The 17,731-nt window shown below is 42.6% G+C and carries 16 protein-coding genes; 12 read left to right on the forward strand and 4 right to left on the reverse strand.

The window, feature by feature from the left end; genetic code table 11:
- Positions 1-162 precede the first annotated feature (162 nt).
- On the forward strand, positions 163-1,215 hold the full coding sequence (locus HRU23_05880; GenBank protein ID NRA53655.1) for a 3-deoxy-7-phosphoheptulonate synthase: 1,053 nt from the start codon (positions 163-165) through the stop codon (positions 1,213-1,215).
- Positions 1,216-1,257: 42 nt separating this feature from the next.
- Positions 1,258-2,397 carry a bifunctional chorismate mutase/prephenate dehydrogenase gene (gene tyrA / locus HRU23_05885; GenBank protein ID NRA53656.1) on the forward strand — a complete coding sequence of 380 codons (1,140 nt, stop codon included), beginning with the start codon at positions 1,258-1,260 and terminating at the stop codon, positions 2,395-2,397.
- Positions 2,398-2,460: 63 nt separating this feature from the next.
- Here tyrA and HRU23_05890 read toward each other — a convergent pair whose 3' ends face one another.
- Positions 2,461-3,654 (reverse strand): chorismate mutase, encoded by a 1,194-nt coding sequence (locus tag HRU23_05890; protein NRA53657.1) that lies wholly within the window; start codon positions 3,652-3,654, stop codon positions 2,461-2,463.
- Between the two features lie 272 nt (positions 3,655-3,926).
- Between HRU23_05890 and HRU23_05895 the strand changes: the two genes are divergently transcribed.
- Both HRU23_05895 and panP read left to right on the forward strand, forming a co-directional pair.
- Positions 3,927-4,277, forward strand: coding sequence for a hypothetical protein (locus HRU23_05895; protein NRA53658.1), 351 nt, complete (start codon positions 3,927-3,929; stop codon positions 4,275-4,277).
- Between the two features lie 142 nt (positions 4,278-4,419).
- Positions 4,420-6,096: a putative pyridoxal-dependent aspartate 1-decarboxylase gene (panP, locus tag HRU23_05900; protein NRA53659.1), complete on the forward strand. Its 1,677-nt coding sequence runs from the start codon at positions 4,420-4,422 to the stop codon at positions 6,094-6,096.
- Between the two features lie 5 nt (positions 6,097-6,101).
- Here panP and HRU23_05905 read toward each other — a convergent pair whose 3' ends face one another.
- From HRU23_05905 to HRU23_05915, 3 genes are all read right to left on the reverse strand, one after another.
- Positions 6,102-8,027, reverse strand: coding sequence for a transglycosylase SLT domain-containing protein (locus HRU23_05905; GenBank protein NRA53660.1), 1,926 nt, complete (start codon positions 8,025-8,027; stop codon positions 6,102-6,104).
- 151 nt (positions 8,028-8,178) lie between these two features.
- The gene (gene asnC, locus HRU23_05910; protein NRA53661.1) at positions 8,179-8,640 is read right to left on the reverse strand and encodes a transcriptional regulator AsnC; all 462 of its coding nucleotides are present in this window, start codon (positions 8,638-8,640) and stop codon (positions 8,179-8,181) included.
- Positions 8,641-8,908: 268 nt separating this feature from the next.
- Complete coding sequence (locus HRU23_05915) at positions 8,909-9,100, reverse strand: DUF1289 domain-containing protein (protein NRA53662.1); 192 nt, start codon at positions 9,098-9,100, stop codon at positions 8,909-8,911.
- 121 nt (positions 9,101-9,221) lie between these two features.
- Between HRU23_05915 and tsaE the strand changes: the two genes are divergently transcribed.
- The 8 genes from tsaE (at position 9,222) to hflC (ending at position 17,703) form a co-directional block, all read left to right on the forward strand.
- On the forward strand, positions 9,222-9,713 hold the full coding sequence (gene tsaE / locus HRU23_05920) for a tRNA (adenosine(37)-N6)-threonylcarbamoyltransferase complex ATPase subunit type 1 TsaE (protein NRA53663.1): 492 nt from the start codon (positions 9,222-9,224) through the stop codon (positions 9,711-9,713).
- An 11-nt stretch (positions 9,714-9,724) separates the two neighbouring features.
- The gene (locus HRU23_05925; protein ID NRA53664.1) at positions 9,725-11,071 is read left to right on the forward strand and encodes an N-acetylmuramoyl-L-alanine amidase; all 1,347 of its coding nucleotides are present in this window, start codon (positions 9,725-9,727) and stop codon (positions 11,069-11,071) included.
- Between the two features lie 2 nt (positions 11,072-11,073).
- Positions 11,074-12,921 (forward strand): DNA mismatch repair endonuclease MutL, encoded by a 1,848-nt coding sequence (gene mutL, locus HRU23_05930; GenBank protein NRA53665.1) that lies wholly within the window; start codon positions 11,074-11,076, stop codon positions 12,919-12,921.
- A 57-nt stretch (positions 12,922-12,978) separates the two neighbouring features.
- A complete protein-coding gene (gene miaA, locus HRU23_05935; GenBank protein NRA53666.1) occupies positions 12,979-13,929 on the forward strand; it encodes a tRNA (adenosine(37)-N6)-dimethylallyltransferase MiaA in 951 nt (316 codons plus the stop codon).
- An 88-nt stretch (positions 13,930-14,017) separates the two neighbouring features.
- A complete protein-coding gene (gene hfq / locus HRU23_05940; protein ID NRA53667.1) occupies positions 14,018-14,272 on the forward strand; it encodes an RNA chaperone Hfq in 255 nt (84 codons plus the stop codon).
- Between the two features lie 10 nt (positions 14,273-14,282).
- On the forward strand, positions 14,283-15,575 hold the full coding sequence (gene hflX, locus HRU23_05945; protein ID NRA53668.1) for a GTPase HflX: 1,293 nt from the start codon (positions 14,283-14,285) through the stop codon (positions 15,573-15,575).
- Positions 15,576-15,657: 82 nt separating this feature from the next.
- Positions 15,658-16,818 (forward strand): FtsH protease activity modulator HflK, encoded by a 1,161-nt coding sequence (hflK, locus tag HRU23_05950; protein ID NRA53669.1) that lies wholly within the window; start codon positions 15,658-15,660, stop codon positions 16,816-16,818.
- 3 nt (positions 16,819-16,821) lie between these two features.
- A complete protein-coding gene (hflC, locus tag HRU23_05955; protein NRA53670.1) occupies positions 16,822-17,703 on the forward strand; it encodes a protease modulator HflC in 882 nt (293 codons plus the stop codon).
- Positions 17,704-17,731 lie beyond the last annotated feature (28 nt).

The following is a 17,731-nucleotide window of genomic DNA, read 5'->3' on the forward strand; positions in this document are numbered from 1 at the left end:
ATGCAGATTGTTTTTTGTCCAACTTTGTCCAATAAATTGTCAAAACAATCAGCTGTGGCAATCAACTTAATCTAATTATTGTATTATGTTGCCGATAGTGGTAAAAAGGGTACTTACAGATAAGCTTGTTGCAAATAGTTAATTGAGGGTAGCGTTGAAGTCATGTCAAATAATACAGTAGAGAATATCCATATTACGTCAGAAGACGTCCTTACAACGCCCAATGAACTAAAGCGGGAGTTACCTTTAAATGATCAAAGCCGAGCGTTTATATTGCAGGCCCGAGAGACTATTGCCAATATTATCCATCGCCGCGATAAACGCTTATTAGTCGTCGCAGGGCCTTGTTCAATTCATGATATTAAAAGTGCTAAAGAGTATGCACTTAAGCTAAAAAAGCTGCACGATGAATTGAGCGATGATATGTATTTGGTGATGCGGATTTATTTTGAAAAACCACGTACAACCGTCGGTTGGAAAGGCTTGCTAAATGATCCCGCGATGGATGGTTCATTTGATGTTGAAAAAGGCTTACGCTTAGGACGTGAATTGTTATTGTGGTTGGCTGATTTAGGCTTGCCGGTAGCAACTGAGGCGCTTGATCCAATTAGCCCGCAATATTTGTCTGAACTGTTTAGCTGGGCTGCGATCGGCGCAAGAACAACCGAGTCACAAACCCACCGCGAAATGGCCAGTGGCTTGTCGATGCCGGTAGGTTTTAAAAATGGCACTGATGGTAAACTGGAAGTTGCGATTAATGCATTGGAGTCGGCCCGTCATCCGCATCATTTTATGGGGATCAACAGTAACGGCCAAGTGGCATTATTAAAAACCCAAGGTAATCCTGACGGCCATGTTATTTTACGTGGCGGCATTGCACCAAATTACCAATCTGAAGATATCAGACGCACCGAAGATAAAATACAAGCGGCTGGTTTAAGCCCTAAACTTGTAGTCGATTGCAGTCATGGTAATTCTAGTAAAGATCATACACGACAACCCTTAGTCGCTAATGATATATTTGAGCAAATATCTCGTGGTAATGATTCAATTGTCGGTATTATGCTTGAAAGTCATCTTAATGAAGGCAATCAATCAAGTTCTTTGCCTCGCGAGCAGCTAAAATACGGGGTGTCGGTGACCGATGCCTGTATTAATTGGCAAGAGACCGAACAATTATTGCAACAAGGTGCCAAAAAAATCAGTGGTTGTTAATTCCCTGATTGTATTTGACATAAAATGAAAGAGGATAGTTTAATGGCTGAGTTGTCGTGTGCAGCACTTGATCAACTGCGTGATAAAATTGATGTTGTTGATAACCAACTAATCGATTTGTTGGCACAACGCTTAGCGTTGGTCGCGCAAGTAGGTGAAGTTAAAAGTACTGCTGGCGTGCCGATCTATGCGCCTGATCGTGAAGCATCAATGTTGGCAAAGCGTCGTGACGAAGCCGAACAAGCCGGCATCGGTGGTGATTTGATTGAGGATATTTTGCGTCGCTTAATGCGAGAATCATATCATCGTGAAAAAGATACCGGTTTTAAATGCTTAAAGCCTGATTTAGGGCGAGTAGTGGTTATTGGTGGTGCTGGCAAGCTAGGCAGTCTTTTTGTCAGAATGTTCCGTTTGTCTGGATATCAAGTTGACATTATTGAAAAAAATGATTGGGCAAATGCGCCTAATTTATTTGCTGATGCCGGTTTGGTGGTCGTTTCAGTACCGATTAATGTTACAGAACAGCTAATTACTCAAAGTCTTAATCAGTTGCCTAAACATTGTGTGTTGGTCGATTTAACCAGTACCAAGCAGCAGCCAATTAATGCAATGTTGGCAGCACATGCTGGACCTGTATTGGGGCTGCATCCAATGTTTGGGCCTGATGTGGTTAGCATGGCAAAGCAGGTTATTATTTATTGTGATGGCCGCGAAAACCAAGCGTACCAATGGTTATTACAACAAATGGCTATTTGGGGAGCAAAACTTATTGTCGCCGATCCGGCGGAACATGATAAAGCGATGACCTTGGTTCAGGGAATGCGCCATTTTACCAGTTTTGTATATGGCCAGCATCTTGCCGCTGAAAATCCTGACTTAGAGCAGCTGTTAGATTTTAGCTCACCGATTTATCGACTTGAATTGGCAATGGTTGGGCGTTTATTCGCGCAAGACTCAGCACTATATGCTGATATTATATTTTCATCGACTGAAAATCGCGCGATGTTATCTCGTTATTTATCACGTTTTGAGCAGGCAAATAAGTTATTGCTTGCTGGTGATCGTGCTGGCTTTATTGCTAGCTTTGAGCAAGTCTCAGATTGGTTTGGTGATTATTCCGAGCAATTCCTGCTCGAGTCGAGAAACCTATTAATGCAGGCTAGTGATAGCAGAAGCGTTTAATTATTTGACGTTGGCATCGATCAAAAAAACCGGCCAGGGCATTAGTCCTGGCCGGTTTTTTGATTAAACTGGGGTATTGCTGTCAATGAGTACTTGAGGCAATGCGGTCGGAATTACATGTTCCGAAGGGTAACAGCCCAATACTTTTATTTGTGTTGTTATATCATCTAGTTGCTTTAACGCTTGCTGCATCTTAACGCTGTGCAAGTTGGCTGTAACGTCAATGTAAAACATTTCTTCCCACGGGTTTCCCTGGATCGGACGAGACTCCAACTTTGTCATATTAATATCATTACTTTTAAGCACTAAGAGTGCATCAACTAAAGCACCTGACTTTTGAGCCGTCGAAATAATAAAGGTGGTTTTGGCCGGGATTTGAATCGCAACATCTATAGCTTTTCGTGCGACAACAATGAAACGGGTATGGTTTTCTTGTTGGTTGGCAATGTTAGAGCTGGTCGATTGTAGGCCGTATAACGCGCCACCTTCTAATGAGCCAATTGCGCTGATGTTTGGTTGGTTTAGTTGTGCTACTTTATCCATCGCCGCGGCTGAACTATCACAAAATTCATATTTTATATTGCTCAGACCTAATAAATACTGACTGCATTGCTGGTGCGGTTGGGCATGGCAATAAATAGTGTCGATTACGTCAATTGACGTGGCGCCACTGGTCAGTAAGCAGTGATTAACCGGTTGGGTTAGCTCACCGACAATTGACAGGCTGGTATGTTGTAATAAGTCGTAAACTTCATTAATACTGCCCGAACTGGTATTTTCAATCGGTAATACGCCAAATTCAGCGCGGCCCGACTCAACAGTATCAATAATTTGATTGAACGTTGCGCAGCCAACCTCAATCATACTTTCTACTCGGCGTGAAAAGTAGCGATGGCTGGCTAAGTAGCTATACGAGCCTTTAGCACCAAGAAAAGCAACACGGCTATGAGGAGTGTCATCTTGTTGATTTACTCGTTGTTGTAACCATGCTTGCTGGTTTAGCACTGAATCTTCAATCACAACATGAAATAAGTTAGTTATATAATGGGCGTCGAGTCCAAGTTTGTGACCACGTTGAATCAGGTCAATTAACAACTCTTCTTCGCGTTGTGTATCTCGAACATTTTTGACAGTATCAACTTTTGATTGAGCGACACTAAGGCTTAGTGCACGCCGTTGAGCAAATATCGTCAATAATTGTTGGTCTAACGCTGTAATTTTTTCACGTACTTCTGAGAGTACGACACCCTGACTCATTTTTATTCCTCACCGAAAAAATCCCCCCGGCTGGGAGGACTACTACTACATTGAATTTATTGGTTAGGGTCGGCGCTGTCAATAGCATTTTGGTCTAAATCAGAGTAACAGCAGCTATCTTGGTTAAGAACTCAACAACTCGCTTATAAACCCGATAAAATTTTGACCAAAATTGAGAATTTTTCAGCTCAGCGCGCTGGATAAAGTTAAAATTTGAACTAAAATTTTAGCCAATGTTACTACTTGCAAAAGATCGTCAACAGGAGGTTAAAATGAAATGGATAGTTTTGCTTGGTTGCTTGCTCACCAGTATTGAGATCGCCGCGGTATCAATGGAAAATAATGTGTTTGCGTTGCAGGCGAGTCAAATTCGTTTAAAAATAGGTAAAATTACCGCGATCGACCAAGTTACTCTGCGGATAAAACCGTCGCGCGCTGTTCAGTTGCTGACCCCCAAGGCCCAAGCAGGATTGTCGACTCCGATTCAAATAAATAGTCCGATTAAAATTAAGTTAGCGCAAGGCTGGCTATTGCAAGGGCAGATCCAAACCATTTTGTTAGAACATGGTTGCGCCATCCTCGAAGCACGGGCGCTCACTTTAACCAATACGAATAAAACTTAACGGTCTAATTAGTGCTCATCGCAGGAGATTGCAGCAGTTGTCGACCGTAACAGGCTAGTAACTGGTATTTGATAATGGTAAATTGTGCGGCTCGGGATTTGTAGCCGATGATTTGTTTTTATTTTTTACTGAGGTTTTACCTATGACGATTAAACACCGCACTGCTAGCGCTTCCTTAGAACGTTTGCATCGTGTTTTTACTGTGCCTGAAACACAAGAATCAACCTTAGGGAAAATTGATTTAGAGATTTCGCAAAATCTTGAAGGTTTTTTAAAGTCGCACATTGTTGCGGTCGAAAAAGATCTTGAGTTGGTCGAACAAGACTTTGCTCATTCGGCTATTCCAGAACAGCCTATTTTTGTGTCGGAACAAACCGAATTTTTACTTGATAAATTGGTTGCGCATTCGGTTCATACCGCAGCGCCAAGTTTTGTTGGCCACATGACCTCGGCATTACCATATTTTATGCTGCCGTTATCAAAAATTATGATTGCGCTTAATCAAAATTTAGTTAAAACCGAAACATCTAAGTCATTTACACCAATGGAACGCCAGGTCACCGGCATGTTACATCGCTTGGTTTACAATCGGGATGATAGTTTTTATCAGCGGTATATGCATGATCAAAACTATGCGTTGGGTGCTTTTGGCTCTGGCGGCACCATTGCCAATATCACGGCGCTGTGGGTGGCTAGAAACAATGCTTTTCCTGCGACAGCAAACTTTGCTGGGGTTAACCACGATGGTTTAGTCGGCGCGTTGCTAGAGTACGGCTATCGTGGTGCGGCAATCTTGGTGAGCGAGCGTGGCCATTACTCGTTGAAAAAGACTGCAGATATCTTGGGACTTGGCGCTAATAATATTATTTCTGTGGTCACCGATTCTGATAACAGAATTTGTATGACGGCGTTACGCCAGCGGTGCCAAGAGTTAGCCGACAATAAGATTAAAGTGATTGCGTTAGTTGGGGTGGCTGGTACGACTGAAACTGGCAGTATTGATCCACTTGACCTGATGGCTGATTTAGCAGCGGAAATTGACTGTCATTTTCACGTTGATGGCGCTTGGGGCGCACCGACTTTATTTTCGCGTCAATATGGCCCCTTGCTTAAGGGAATTGAGCGCGCTGACTCGGTTACTATTGATGCACACAAACAGTTATATGTACCAATGGGTGCTGGCTTGGTGGTGTTTAAAGATCCAGGGGCACTGGGTGCGATAGAGCATCACGCGCAATATATTATTCGTAAGGGCTCTAAAGATCTTGGCAGTAAAACCCTGGAAGGCTCGCGCCAAGGCATGGCGATGTTAGTGCATTCAGGACTGAAAATACTTGGCCGTAGTGGTTATGAATTATTAATAGATGAAGGCATTAACAAAACACGAAACTTTGCGAAATTGGTCTGCACTGCAGATGATTTTGAATTAACCAGTGAGCCAGTGCTGAACATATTAACCTATCGTTATTGTCCGGCATGGCTACAGACGGTGCTTGCTTGTTGTGACAACGCTACCTTAACTGCGCTTAATCAGGAGTTAAATGACTTTACCAAATACTTGCAAAAAACCCAGCGCGGCCATGGCAAGTCTTTTGTATCGCGTACTCAACTAACGCCGCAACGCTATCATCAGCAAGCTATTATTGTGTTTCGGGTTGTGCTGGCCAACCCGTTAACCACGATGGCTATTTTAGAAGATATCTTGGCCGAGCAAATCAATTTGGCTCAGGCACCTGAAGCACAAAAATACCTAAACCAATTACAGGCTTTAGCTGCTCCTTATTTATCCAGAACTCAGGTTATTTACAATAAAAGCTAATACGACTATTTATCTTTAGTCATTATCGTCGGACTGACTTTGCTTGACGGTAAATGACTCGGAAGTTGTAGCTGGCGCTGATAAATCACAATATAGGCGAGAATGTTCTTAACATATTCTCGGGTTTCTCGAAAAGGGATGGTCTCAATCCATTGATCTTGCGGCAGCTCAGCGGTTAACCAACGTTTTACTCGATGAGGGCCTGCGTTGTAGGCCGCCGCAGCGACTGCAATGTTATGATTAAATTTATTGAGCATTTTCGTCAGATAAGCAGTGCCCAGTTTTATATTGAACGCTGGAATAAATAATTGTGATTTACTTTGATAGCTGACATCAGAATCTTTGGCTTGTTGGCTTGCTGTGCCTGGCATCAGTTGCATTAATCCCATCGCGCCTACCCGCGAGCGGGCGTTGGTCATAAAGGCACTTTCTTGTCGTGAAATTGCCAATGGCCAACTTGTTACAATGTTATTAAACTGGGCTTCGTGCGCAAAGGCTTCAAGGTGAGGCTGTGGAAAACGAATGTCGAGATCATTAAGCTGCTTGGTCATGGTTAAACTAATGATAGCGCGGTTATGCCATTGCCAGTCTGCGGCTAGTTTCGCTGCAGCTAAACGCTCTGATTCACTCAGCGTCTTCAGTTGATAATACCATTCACGACGTGCTTCAATATTACGATTAAGACGCAATAGCTCTTGCGCTCGAATCGTTGCCGGGCGCAATTTTATCGCGGCCAAAACCTCAGGCCTAACGGCTAGCGTTTGATGATTCAACTGGTAGGGGCTGCTTAATTTATCACTGGCTAAAAAGCCATAATAGCGACGCTGCTTGGCTAGGGTAAGATAAACACTATTAGCTTCTTTGGTTTTACCGTGCTTTTCAAGCGACGATCCATACCAATATTGCCAAGCCAGTTTGCTCTGGAGTTGATGATATTGTTGGTAGACAGTCCTAATATCCTTCCAGCGGCTTTGGCTCACCAATGCCCGTAATATTCTGCTTATTTGCGACTCGCTTAATAGCGCCCAGTTCAGTGAGTTTAGGGCTATTTTTTGCGGTACTTTTTTGTGAATAGCCCTGAGTGCTAACTTGTTGTACAGGCTGTCAGTTACCTCAGGACTAAAGCGTTGTGCTTTTTTTATTTGCGGCCACAAGCGCAAAGCCTGTGTTGGTGATTGATAACTAAGGCGCTCGATCGCAATTTTTAGCATTGAACTGGCAAAGTCACCGGTTTTATCCCAGTAGTGAGTTTGTGATAAAGCCTGTGCGTTGTTATAAAGTTTAAGCCAGTAGTTAAACTCTTTTTTTGCTGGCGGCGATAATGACTTAGCAAAATATTTGGCCAGTGCGAGTTTACGATTGGCTAATGTTAGGGTAATTCGTTGCAAGATTAACGAATCAGTTTTATAACCTGCCTCTTGCCAATATGCCAATAACGGATCGCATGCATTGGGCAAAGAATGCCCGGTTAGCCAAATATCTTTAATTTGGGCTAACACTTGTTGTTGCTCACCTTGGTGATATTTAGCCTGGAGGTAGTAACATTTATAAGTGATTAAATCATCTGGGTGATATAGCTCAATCACGTCTGACCAGCGCCGTTTTTTTGCTTTTGCTTTTAGTGCTTTAAGTCGTAACTTACGTGCCAAAGGCAGGTCGGTATAGCGGTAGATAAATTGATTGATATCGACTAAGGGTTGCTGTGCTAACCCGGAAGCTAAACGCTTAAATTGAAGATAAGGTAATAATGGATAATCTTTTAACCGCGCGATTTTTCGATCGGCATCGCTGTTTCGGTTTTGTTCAATATCTAAAGAGGCTAAGGTAAATAACTCACGCTGTTGGGCATATTGATCTAGTTTGGGTAGGGACAATGCATTGCCATACTGTGAAACTAAAAAAAGGCCCAAAATAAAAAATCGACTCGACAAAATTCTTCCTTGTTAAATTGCACTTGTCTTAGGCTAGCAGCGCATTGCAGAAACGGCAATGCAGATTTAGTGATTAATGAGAACTAATTTAACCTTGGGTCAGAGATTAAATTAGTTCGCTGGTCATTTAACTGAAATAGTGACTGGAGCTTTAAGGAGTGATGTCTCTTTTAATCGGATTATCAAGCGAAATTAGCGTTTCGGTTGATTGAATTTCATCAATGGCTTGAATTTTATTAACCAATACCTGTTGCAAGTGATCGATTGAACGGGTCAATATTTTAACAAAGATATTATAGTGGCCAGTGGTGTAGTAGGCCTCTAATACTTCGTCTATTTCTTCTAATTGCCTAAGCGCAGGGGTGTAGTCTTTAGCACTACGTAAATTAATCCCGATAAAACAGCAGACGTCGTAGCCGAGTTTTTTTGGATTGAGCTCAATCACGGTGCGGGTAATAATGCCAGCCTGTTTCATTTTCTCGACCCGGACATGGATGGTCGCAGGGCTGACCGCGAACAGCTTGGCCAGTTCGGCGTAAGGCATTCGGGCATTTTTAGTTAGCGTCAGCAAGATTTTTTTATCGAGTTCATCGATGATATTATTTTTTTGCATATCGCCCCTAGGTATTAACGTTAGCTATTAGTTACTAAATATTAGCTAATCGTTATTAAACGTTAGCCACTAAATATTATTTATCAAATTTGGCTATATCATAGATGATTACTAGCCCTTTGGCTATATTTGTAGTTTTACATCGGAATATTGGGCTGATTATTAAACAATAGTATAAGGCGAGGTTTTTCATTGCTGGCGTCATTAATCAAGATGGGTTGGTTCGTATTTGGATTCATTTCTCGAGATCGTTGGACGGCTATAAAACTTAATAATCGCTGTTTTTTTCGGCGAGTTGGCGTTGGGTAAAGACTCGTTCAATGATTTGTTGTTGTTGCTGCTCGGTGCAGTCTTTCCATCCGATGATTTCGCCAATACTGCGGTAGCAACCCATGCAAATCTCATTGTGATCGAGTTTACACAGGGCAACGCAAGGCGAACGTGGTGGCGAAATCGACATAAAAAACTCCTTTATTTCGCTGATTAATACCGAGCAATTAACAATCGTATATTGGCAACTATCTCAGCGAGTAAACTCTGTTATAATTTAGCTCAATTACTCTGAAAATAATATAAACCTGATGAACCAAATTGAAAATAATTCCTCTAAGCGAACACAATCATGTTTAGAGTTTCATTTATCTGATGAAGAACAAACAGTTGAGTTAGGCAGAAAACTAGCTTTAGCTTGTACAATCGCCACAACTATTTATCTTCATGGCGATCTTGGGGCTGGAAAAACGACCTTAAGTCGTGGTTTTATCCAGGCACTTGGCCATGTTGGCAAGGTTAAAAGTCCAACCTACGCCTTGGTTGAACCGTATGAATTGGCGTCGTGGCAGGTTTATCATTTTGATTTATATCGGGTCGGCGATCCCGAAGAGCTAGAGTTTATGGGCATTAGAGATTATTTTAATGACGATAGTTTGTGTTTAATTGAATGGCCCGAGCGTGGTTTTGGTATGCTGCCTGAGGCTGATATAGCAATTACGTTAAAATATGTTGGAGAGCAACGCATTGCTTATTGTAATGCTGACACTGAGATTGGTCAGAAAATTTTGGCAACCATCTAAATAAGGGTTAAATAGTGAAGCTGAGATTTTTTATAACCGGGCTATTGTTGAGTATTTTATTAACGACAAAAGTTTGGGCTGGCAATAAATTACAAGATGTTCGGGTGTGGCCATCACCAGAAAAGTATCGGATTGTGTTTGATTTAACCAAGCCAGCCGACTTTAGCTATTTTAGCCTAACCAATCCGCATCGCTTAGTGATCGACTTTAAATCTTCCAAACTGACGGCCAAATTAGCCAAACTAAAATTCTCTGGTAATTTAGTCAAAAAAATACGTACTAGCAAAGCGCCGAAAAAAGGCATGTTGCGGATTGTTATTGAACTAAAAGAATCGCTCAAGCCGCAAATATTTTCACTAACACCTACTGGACCCTACGGCGATCGATTAGTCGTTGATTTTAACAAAAACAAAAACAGAAACGGTATTAACAACAAACAACGTGTTAATACTGTCGTTAAAACAACAAATAAACCAAGCTCGCTTAACCGCGATATTGTGATTGCGATTGACGCTGGTCATGGTGGTGAAGATCCGGGTTCCATCGGTGCTAGTGGTCGTTATGAAAAAAGTATCACGTTGGGCATTGCAAAATTATTGGCCCAAAAAATCAATAATACTCGTGGTTTAAAAGCGATAATGACACGTAGTGGTGACTATTATGTTGGTCTAAACCGTCGCTCTGAAATTGCCCGTAAAGCCAAAACAGATTTGTTAATATCGATTCATGCTGATGCGTTCACTTCCTCGCGACCGCAAGGAGCCTCAGTGTTGGTGCTGTCGATGAGGCGAGCTGATAGTGAAATTGGTCGTATTTTAGAAAACAACGAAAGTTATTCTGAATTGCTCGGCGGCGTTGGTGAGATCATTGAATCAAACGAGAATGAAAAATATTTTGCCCGTGCGTTAATTGACATGCAAATGGACAATTCGATGGAAGAAAGTTTTGAAATTGGCAATGCTATTTTGTCGCGCTTAAAACGAGTTACTCACTTACACCGAGATAAGGTTATTTTAGCCAGTTTAGCGGTGTTAAAATCACCAGATTTTCCATCCATAATGGTTGAAACAGGCTTTGTGTCTAATCCAAAAGACGAACGCCGTTTGTATAATAAGCAGCATCGAATCAAGCTGGCCAATGCGATGTTTAATTCGATTAATGATTACTTTAAAAAGAACCCGCCTAATGGTTCTTTGTATGCCAAGTTGCGCAGTAAAACGCATAAAGTATCAAGCGGTGAATCGCTGTCGCTGCTCGCTCAGCGCTATCGAATCAGTGTGGCTAGCTTAAAGAAATATAATGCATTACGCAGTGATACACTGCGTATTGGTCAAGTTTTAGCGATCCCTCAGAGTTAATTATGGCAATTGAAATATTATCCCCGCGTTTGGCTAACCAAATTGCTGCCGGAGAAGTAGTAGAGCGCCCAGCTTCAGTGGTTAAAGAGCTGGTCGAAAATGCGATTGACGCAGGCGCAACCCAAATTCTGATTGAAATTGAACAGGGCGGCGCCAAGCTAATTAGCATTCGTGATAATGGCTGTGGCGTGGTTAAGGAGCAGCTTGGGTTAGCGCTGTCACGTCACGCCACCAGTAAAATTTCGACGCTGGACGATCTCGAAGCAATTGACTCGCTTGGGTTTCGTGGCGAAGCTTTGGCCAGTATCAGCTCAGTCTGCCGTTTAACGTTCACCTCTAAAACTAAAGAGCAGCCCGAAGCGTGGCAAGCCTATGCTCAAGGGCGTGATATGGCGGTTGAAATTATTCCGGCATCGCATCCTCAAGGCACCACCGTAGCGGTGGCCGATATGTTTTTTAATACACCGGCCCGGCGACGTTTTTTACGGACCGAAAAAACAGAATTTACCCATATTGATGAATTGGTTAAACGTTTTTCGCTAAGCCATTTCAATATCGCTTTCACGCTAAAGCATAACGGTAAGATCTTGCGTAACTTAGCCATTGCCACCACGACACCTCAGCAAGAACGCCGAGTAAGTAGTTTGTGTGGTAAGGGGTTTATCGACCATGCCGTCGCAATTAACAGCGATCATAACGACATCCAGATCAGCGGCTGGCTGGTATTACCCCAAGGCTGTAAAAGCTATAACGATAATCAATATTGTTATGTCAATGGCCGGATGATGCGGGATAAATTAATTAATCATGCAATTCGTCAAGCGTATCAAGACTGGTTGCCTGAAGGGGTAGTGCCTAGCTATATTATTTACATTGAGATTGCGCCGAGTCAGGTCGATGTCAATGTGCACCCCGCTAAACACGAAGTGCGATTTCATCAGGCACGGTTGGTCCATGATCTTATTTATCAGGTCTTAAACTCCGGCCTAATGCAAAGTTTAACAGCGGCAGATCTACCGGCTAATGTTGTTGCGCCAACAGCAGTACCTGCGGCGGCTGAGCATGGCTATGGTCGTCCCGATACTGAGTATCATCCGGGTACCGTTGCCAGTCCGAACGCTGGTCATTACGAGTCTCGGCAATCAGCAGCAGGGGGCGGCCATCAAAGCGGCGCCAACCTTGACGTGGCGGCTAAAACTTATCAAAGCTTAATTACGACGCCTCATTTTACTAATACCTACGATGGCGCAGCGACTAAATCAATGAATGCCAGTGAGGGTGCAACCTCTCAATTGTTTGGGCAATTAGTGAGTTTAATTGATGATCGCTATTTGTTGATTAAGCGTGATTCGTGCATTGAATTATTGTCGCTCGAGTTATTAGCTGTTTTAGTGAATGAATTAGAACTGAGCAATCGTTGGGCGCAGGGCTTTATCGCTCAACCATTATTGTTACCAATAGCAATTTCTGTCGATGGCACGTTAATTGACCAACTAACGACTCATGAGCGATTATTTCGCCGCTTAGGCATTGAAATTAGCGTGCGCAGCCCCAAGATAATTGTTAAGCAGCTACCAGCGTTTCTTAGAGAACAAGATATTGCAAATGTGATACCACAGTTATTGCAGCTATTAGCGAGTCAGTCGCAACTGTCAGACAGTGATAACGCCTTGCAACAGGTTATTTGTCATTGGCTAGCGCAGTTTGTTGTAGTCGATTATTCGATGACTAGCGCAGTAGAACTTGTTGCTAAGGCTGAAAATTATTCAGAACAGCTAGTAGAAAAATTTGAAATGTTAGTTAAGCCAGTAGATTTTACGGCGGCAATTTCTGGTTTTAAACCACAATAGTCGTTAATAATACCGCTTGTTTGGCTGACACTTTGTTAACTTTTTAGAGTAGATCGCGTGACAGATAAATCTTTACCCAAAGCCATTTTCCTTATGGGGCCAACCGCCTGTGGTAAAACCGAGCTGGCGATCCGTTTGTGCGAGCAGTTTAACTGTGAAATTATCTCGGTCGATTCTGCCTTGGTATATCGCGGCATGGATATTGGCACAGCTAAGCCAAATGCCGCAGAATTGGCACGCGCTCCTCATTTGTTAATTGATATATTAGATCCGGCTCAGGCTTATTCAACCGCTGATTTTCGCCGCGATGCGTTAGCCGCGATGGCAGAGATAGCCAAACGCGGTAAAATACCGTTGCTTGTTGGCGGTACTATGTTGTACTTTAAGTCATTAATCGATGGTTTGTCGCCTTTGCCTGCAGCCGACCCTGTTATTCGCCAAGCGATTGAAGCCGAGGCTAAGTTAAATGGTTGGGCGTCATTGCACGAGCAATTAGTTGAGGTTGATCCTGTGTCAGGGGCACGAATTCATCCTAATGACCCGCAGCGCATATCGCGGGCGTTGGAAGTTTATCGGATTGCCGGTAAAACGATGACCGAATTAAGTACTGTTATCGATAAGGATTTGCCTTTTGATGTTTATCAATTCGCTATTTATCCAGACGAGCGCAGCACCTTGCATCAGCGAATCGAACAACGATTTGAACAAATGATTGAGCAAGGGTTTGAACAGGAAGTAAGAAAATTATACCAGCGCGATGATTTGCATCCTGATTTACCAGCAATTCGTTGTGTTGGTTATCGTCAGATGTGGGATTATCTTGCCGGCAAGACAGATCATCAAGAAATGGTCTTTCGTGGTGTTGTTGCAACGCGTCAATTAGCCAAACGTCAGATGACTTGGCTCAGAGGATGGGATAAGCTACATCGATTGCAAACGCCGTTAGCGCCGAATGCGCAAATGACAATCACGCAAAATATTGAAAAAATTAAATTCATTGTTAACTAGTTAGCTATTGGGATTGAAATTAACTAATTTAAGACTAGTTTATTAAAAATAATAATCAGATATATACGTTTAAAGGAAAGGAAGAATTATGGCTAAGGGGCAATCATTGCAAGACCCATTTTTAAATGCACTTCGTCGTGAACGAGTGCCAGTAGCAATTTATCTAGTTAATGGAATTAAATTACAAGGTCAAATTGAATCGTTCGACCAATTTGTCATTTTACTGCGTAATACCGTTAGTCAAATGGTCTATAAGCATGCCATATCAACGGTAGTGCCAGCTCGACCATTTACGGCACACCATGCCCATACTGAAGAAAACGAAAGCACTAAAGAAGCTTAAGGATTGATTTTTGTTTGATCGTTATGAGGCCGGCGAACTCGCCATACTTGTCCACATAGACTTTTCGTCAGAAAGTGATCGCGAAGATTTAGAAGAGCTTGAATTACTGGTATCTTCTGCAGGCGTTAAAACCTGCGGCAAGATTACTGGTACCCGTAATTCAGCGAAAGCTAGATACTTTGTTGGCACAGGTAAAGCACAAGAGATCGCCGATGCGGTTAAGTTGTTAAATGCTAATGTCGTCATTTTTAATCACCCGTTAACACCGTCGCAAGAGCGAAATCTCGAGCAACTGTGTCAGTGTCGGGTATTAGATCGTACTGCTCTGATTCTTGATATATTTGCCCAGCGTGCACGCACATTTGAAGGTAAATTACAGGTCGAGTTGGCGCAATTGCGGCACATTTCCACGCGCCTTATTCGTGGCTGGACTCACCTTGAGCGACAAAAAGGCGGGATTGGTTTGCGTGGACCTGGCGAAACTCAACTTGAAACTGACCGTAGATTGTTACGCGCTCGCATAAAAAACATTCAAGCGCGCTTAGCTAAAGTCTCAAAACAACGTGACCAAGGTCGCCGTGCGCGTAGCCGTGCCGAGGTGCCGACTGTGTCACTGGTTGGTTACACCAATGCGGGCAAGTCGACCCTGTTTAATCAAATCACTAATGCTAATGTTTATGTTGCAGATCAGTTGTTTGCAACGCTAGATCCGACCTTGCGAAAAATTGATATTGCCGATGTTGGCGAAGTTATTTTAGCTGACACCGTTGGCTTTATTCGACATTTGCCGCACGATTTAGTCGCTGCATTTCAGGCAACATTACAAGAAACGCAACAAGCTAATTTATTACTTCATGTGATAGATGTTGCCGATCCGCGTAAAACAGATAATATAGAACAAGTTACCCAAGTACTTGAACATATTGAAGCCGACGATATACCACAGTTGATGGTCTGTAATAAGCTTGATAGTTTAGAAGGGGACTTGGCACCGAGAATAGACCGTGACGATGAGGGAAAGCCAACACATGTTTGGTTGTCCGCACGCACAGGAGATGGCTGTGAATTATTAACTCAGGCATTAACGGAACTATTGTCGGGGCAAATTGTTACTCATCAGTTGAGTTTACCGCTTCATGCGCAAGGTCGGGTTAAAGGCTTGTTGTATAAGTTTGAATGCGTGCAAACTGAGCAGTACGATGAACTAGGCAATACGCTAGTGACGATAAGATTGCCGATTATTGATTGGCACAAATTACTAAAAAAGAGCGATGGTGAACTAACCCAATATATTTGTGGTTAAACATCGAAAATAAACCTATTCTGGTAATTATTTGAAAACATCAAATGATTACCTAATTTTTAATGATAATACTGGAGTTGTTATGGCCTGGAATGAGCCTGGAAATAAGGATAAAGATCCTTGGGGTGGAAATAAAGGTGGTAAAGATCAGGGACCACCAGATCTTGATGAGGTAATTAATAACCTAAGCAAAAAATTTAGTGGCTTATTAGGTGGCAAATCAGGCGGTAAGTCTGGTGGCACTGGTGGTGGCAGCATTTCGGGGCCAGGCATCGCACTATTAGGGGTTATTGGTGTTGCAATTTGGGTTGTTAGTGGTTTTTACACCATTAAAGAAGCCGAGCGTGGTTTTGTGTTGCAGTTTGGTCAGGCTCATGAGTCAGTTGAACCGGGCTTGCATTGGAAACGTACCTTCATTGATACCGTTATTCCGGTTGATATCCGCACTATTCGTTCATTCTCATCAGCGGGTTTTATGTTAACCAAAGATGAAAACGTAGTACGCGTAGAAATGGACGTTCAGTATCGGGTTGTCGATCCTGAGCAGTTCTTGTTTAGTGTGGTTAATCCAGCTAACTCAATTAGCCAAGCGATGGACAGTGCATTACGTTATGTGGTTGGTCATACAACAATGGATGATTTGCTAACAACAGGCCGCGAAGTGGTCCGTCAGAAAACTGAAGTTGAACTACGTAAAGTGATTGAACCGTACAAGCTGGGTCTTGAAATTGTTGATGTTAACTTCTTGCCAGCGCGTCCGCCAGAAGAAGTAAAAGGTTCATTTGATGACGCTATTGCAGCGCAAGAAGATGAAGAGCGTTTTATTCGTGAAGCCGAAGCTTATGCTTTGAGTATTGAGCCGCTTGCACGTGGTCAGGTACGCCGCCTAGAACAAGAAGCTAAAGCTTACAAAGAACAAGCTATCTTGAAAGCGACTGGTGAAACTGCGCGATTTAATCAGTTATTACCGCAATATCAAGCCGCTAAAGAAGTAACACGCCAACGTATTTACCTTGAAACGATTGAAAGCGTTTATGCTAATACCAGCAAGGTAATGGTTGATGTTGAAGGTGGTAATAACATGTTGTATTTGCCATTGGATCAAATTATCAAGCAATCGCAGCAGGGCACGCCAGCACGCTCGACCTCAATAACTAATTCATTACCACGTAATACTTCTAATGTGGTTAATGATAATTTGCGAAGCTTTTCACGTGACGCAACACGTCAAGGGAGAAATTAAGCAATGAAACGTTTAGGATTAATTATTGTAGCGGTAGCTGCTTTTGTCGCTTACCTATCAGTCTTTGTTATTTACGAAGGCCAACGCGCGATTAAAGTACGTTTTGCCGCGGTGTTAAAAGATAGCGCAGGTGTAACGGTCATTTATGAGCCGGGCATCAACTTTAAAGTTCCCTTTATCGATAAAGTAAGAATTTTAGATGCACGTATTCAGACCCTTGATGGTGAACCTGATCGCTTCGTGACTTCAGAAAAGAAAGATTTAATCGTCGATTCTTATGTTAAATGGCGGATTAAAGACTTTTCAGCTTACTACTTAGCCACCGGTGGTGGTAATAAGTTTGCTGCTGAAAACTTGCTGAAGCAAAAAGTAAGTGATGGTTTACGTAATGCTTTTGGTACTCGTACTATCTCGCAGATTGTATCTGGTGAGCGTAGCGCATTAATGGATGAAGCGTTAAGAGATGCTTCACTTAAAGCGCAAGATATCGGTATTGAACTGGTTGATATGCGGGTTAAGCAAATTGAATTGCCACAAGCGGTTCGTAGCAGTATTTATCAACGGATGCGTGCTGAACGTTTTGCCGTGGCTAAAGAGCATCGCTCAAAGGGTAAAGAGCAATCTGAAATTATCCGCGCCGACGTTGATGCTAAAGTTGCGATTATGTTAGCTGACGCTGATTCTAAAGCACGAATTCTTCGTGGTAAGGGGGATGCGCTAGCAGCCAAGATTTATTCGGACAGCTACGGTCAAGATCCTGAGTTCTTTAGCTTCTTAAGATCAATGGATTCATATAAAAAGTCGTTTAACTCGAAGAGCGATATCATGGTTGTTAAACCTGACAGTGACTTCTTTAAGTATCTGAACAACCCAAACGCCCAGTAATTGGCGTTGGTTAAATAAAAAAGCCCGG

Source organism: Gammaproteobacteria bacterium (genome assembly GCA_013214945.1).
In the GTDB taxonomy this organism is placed as follows: domain Bacteria; phylum Pseudomonadota; class Gammaproteobacteria; order Enterobacterales; family Psychrobiaceae; genus Psychrobium.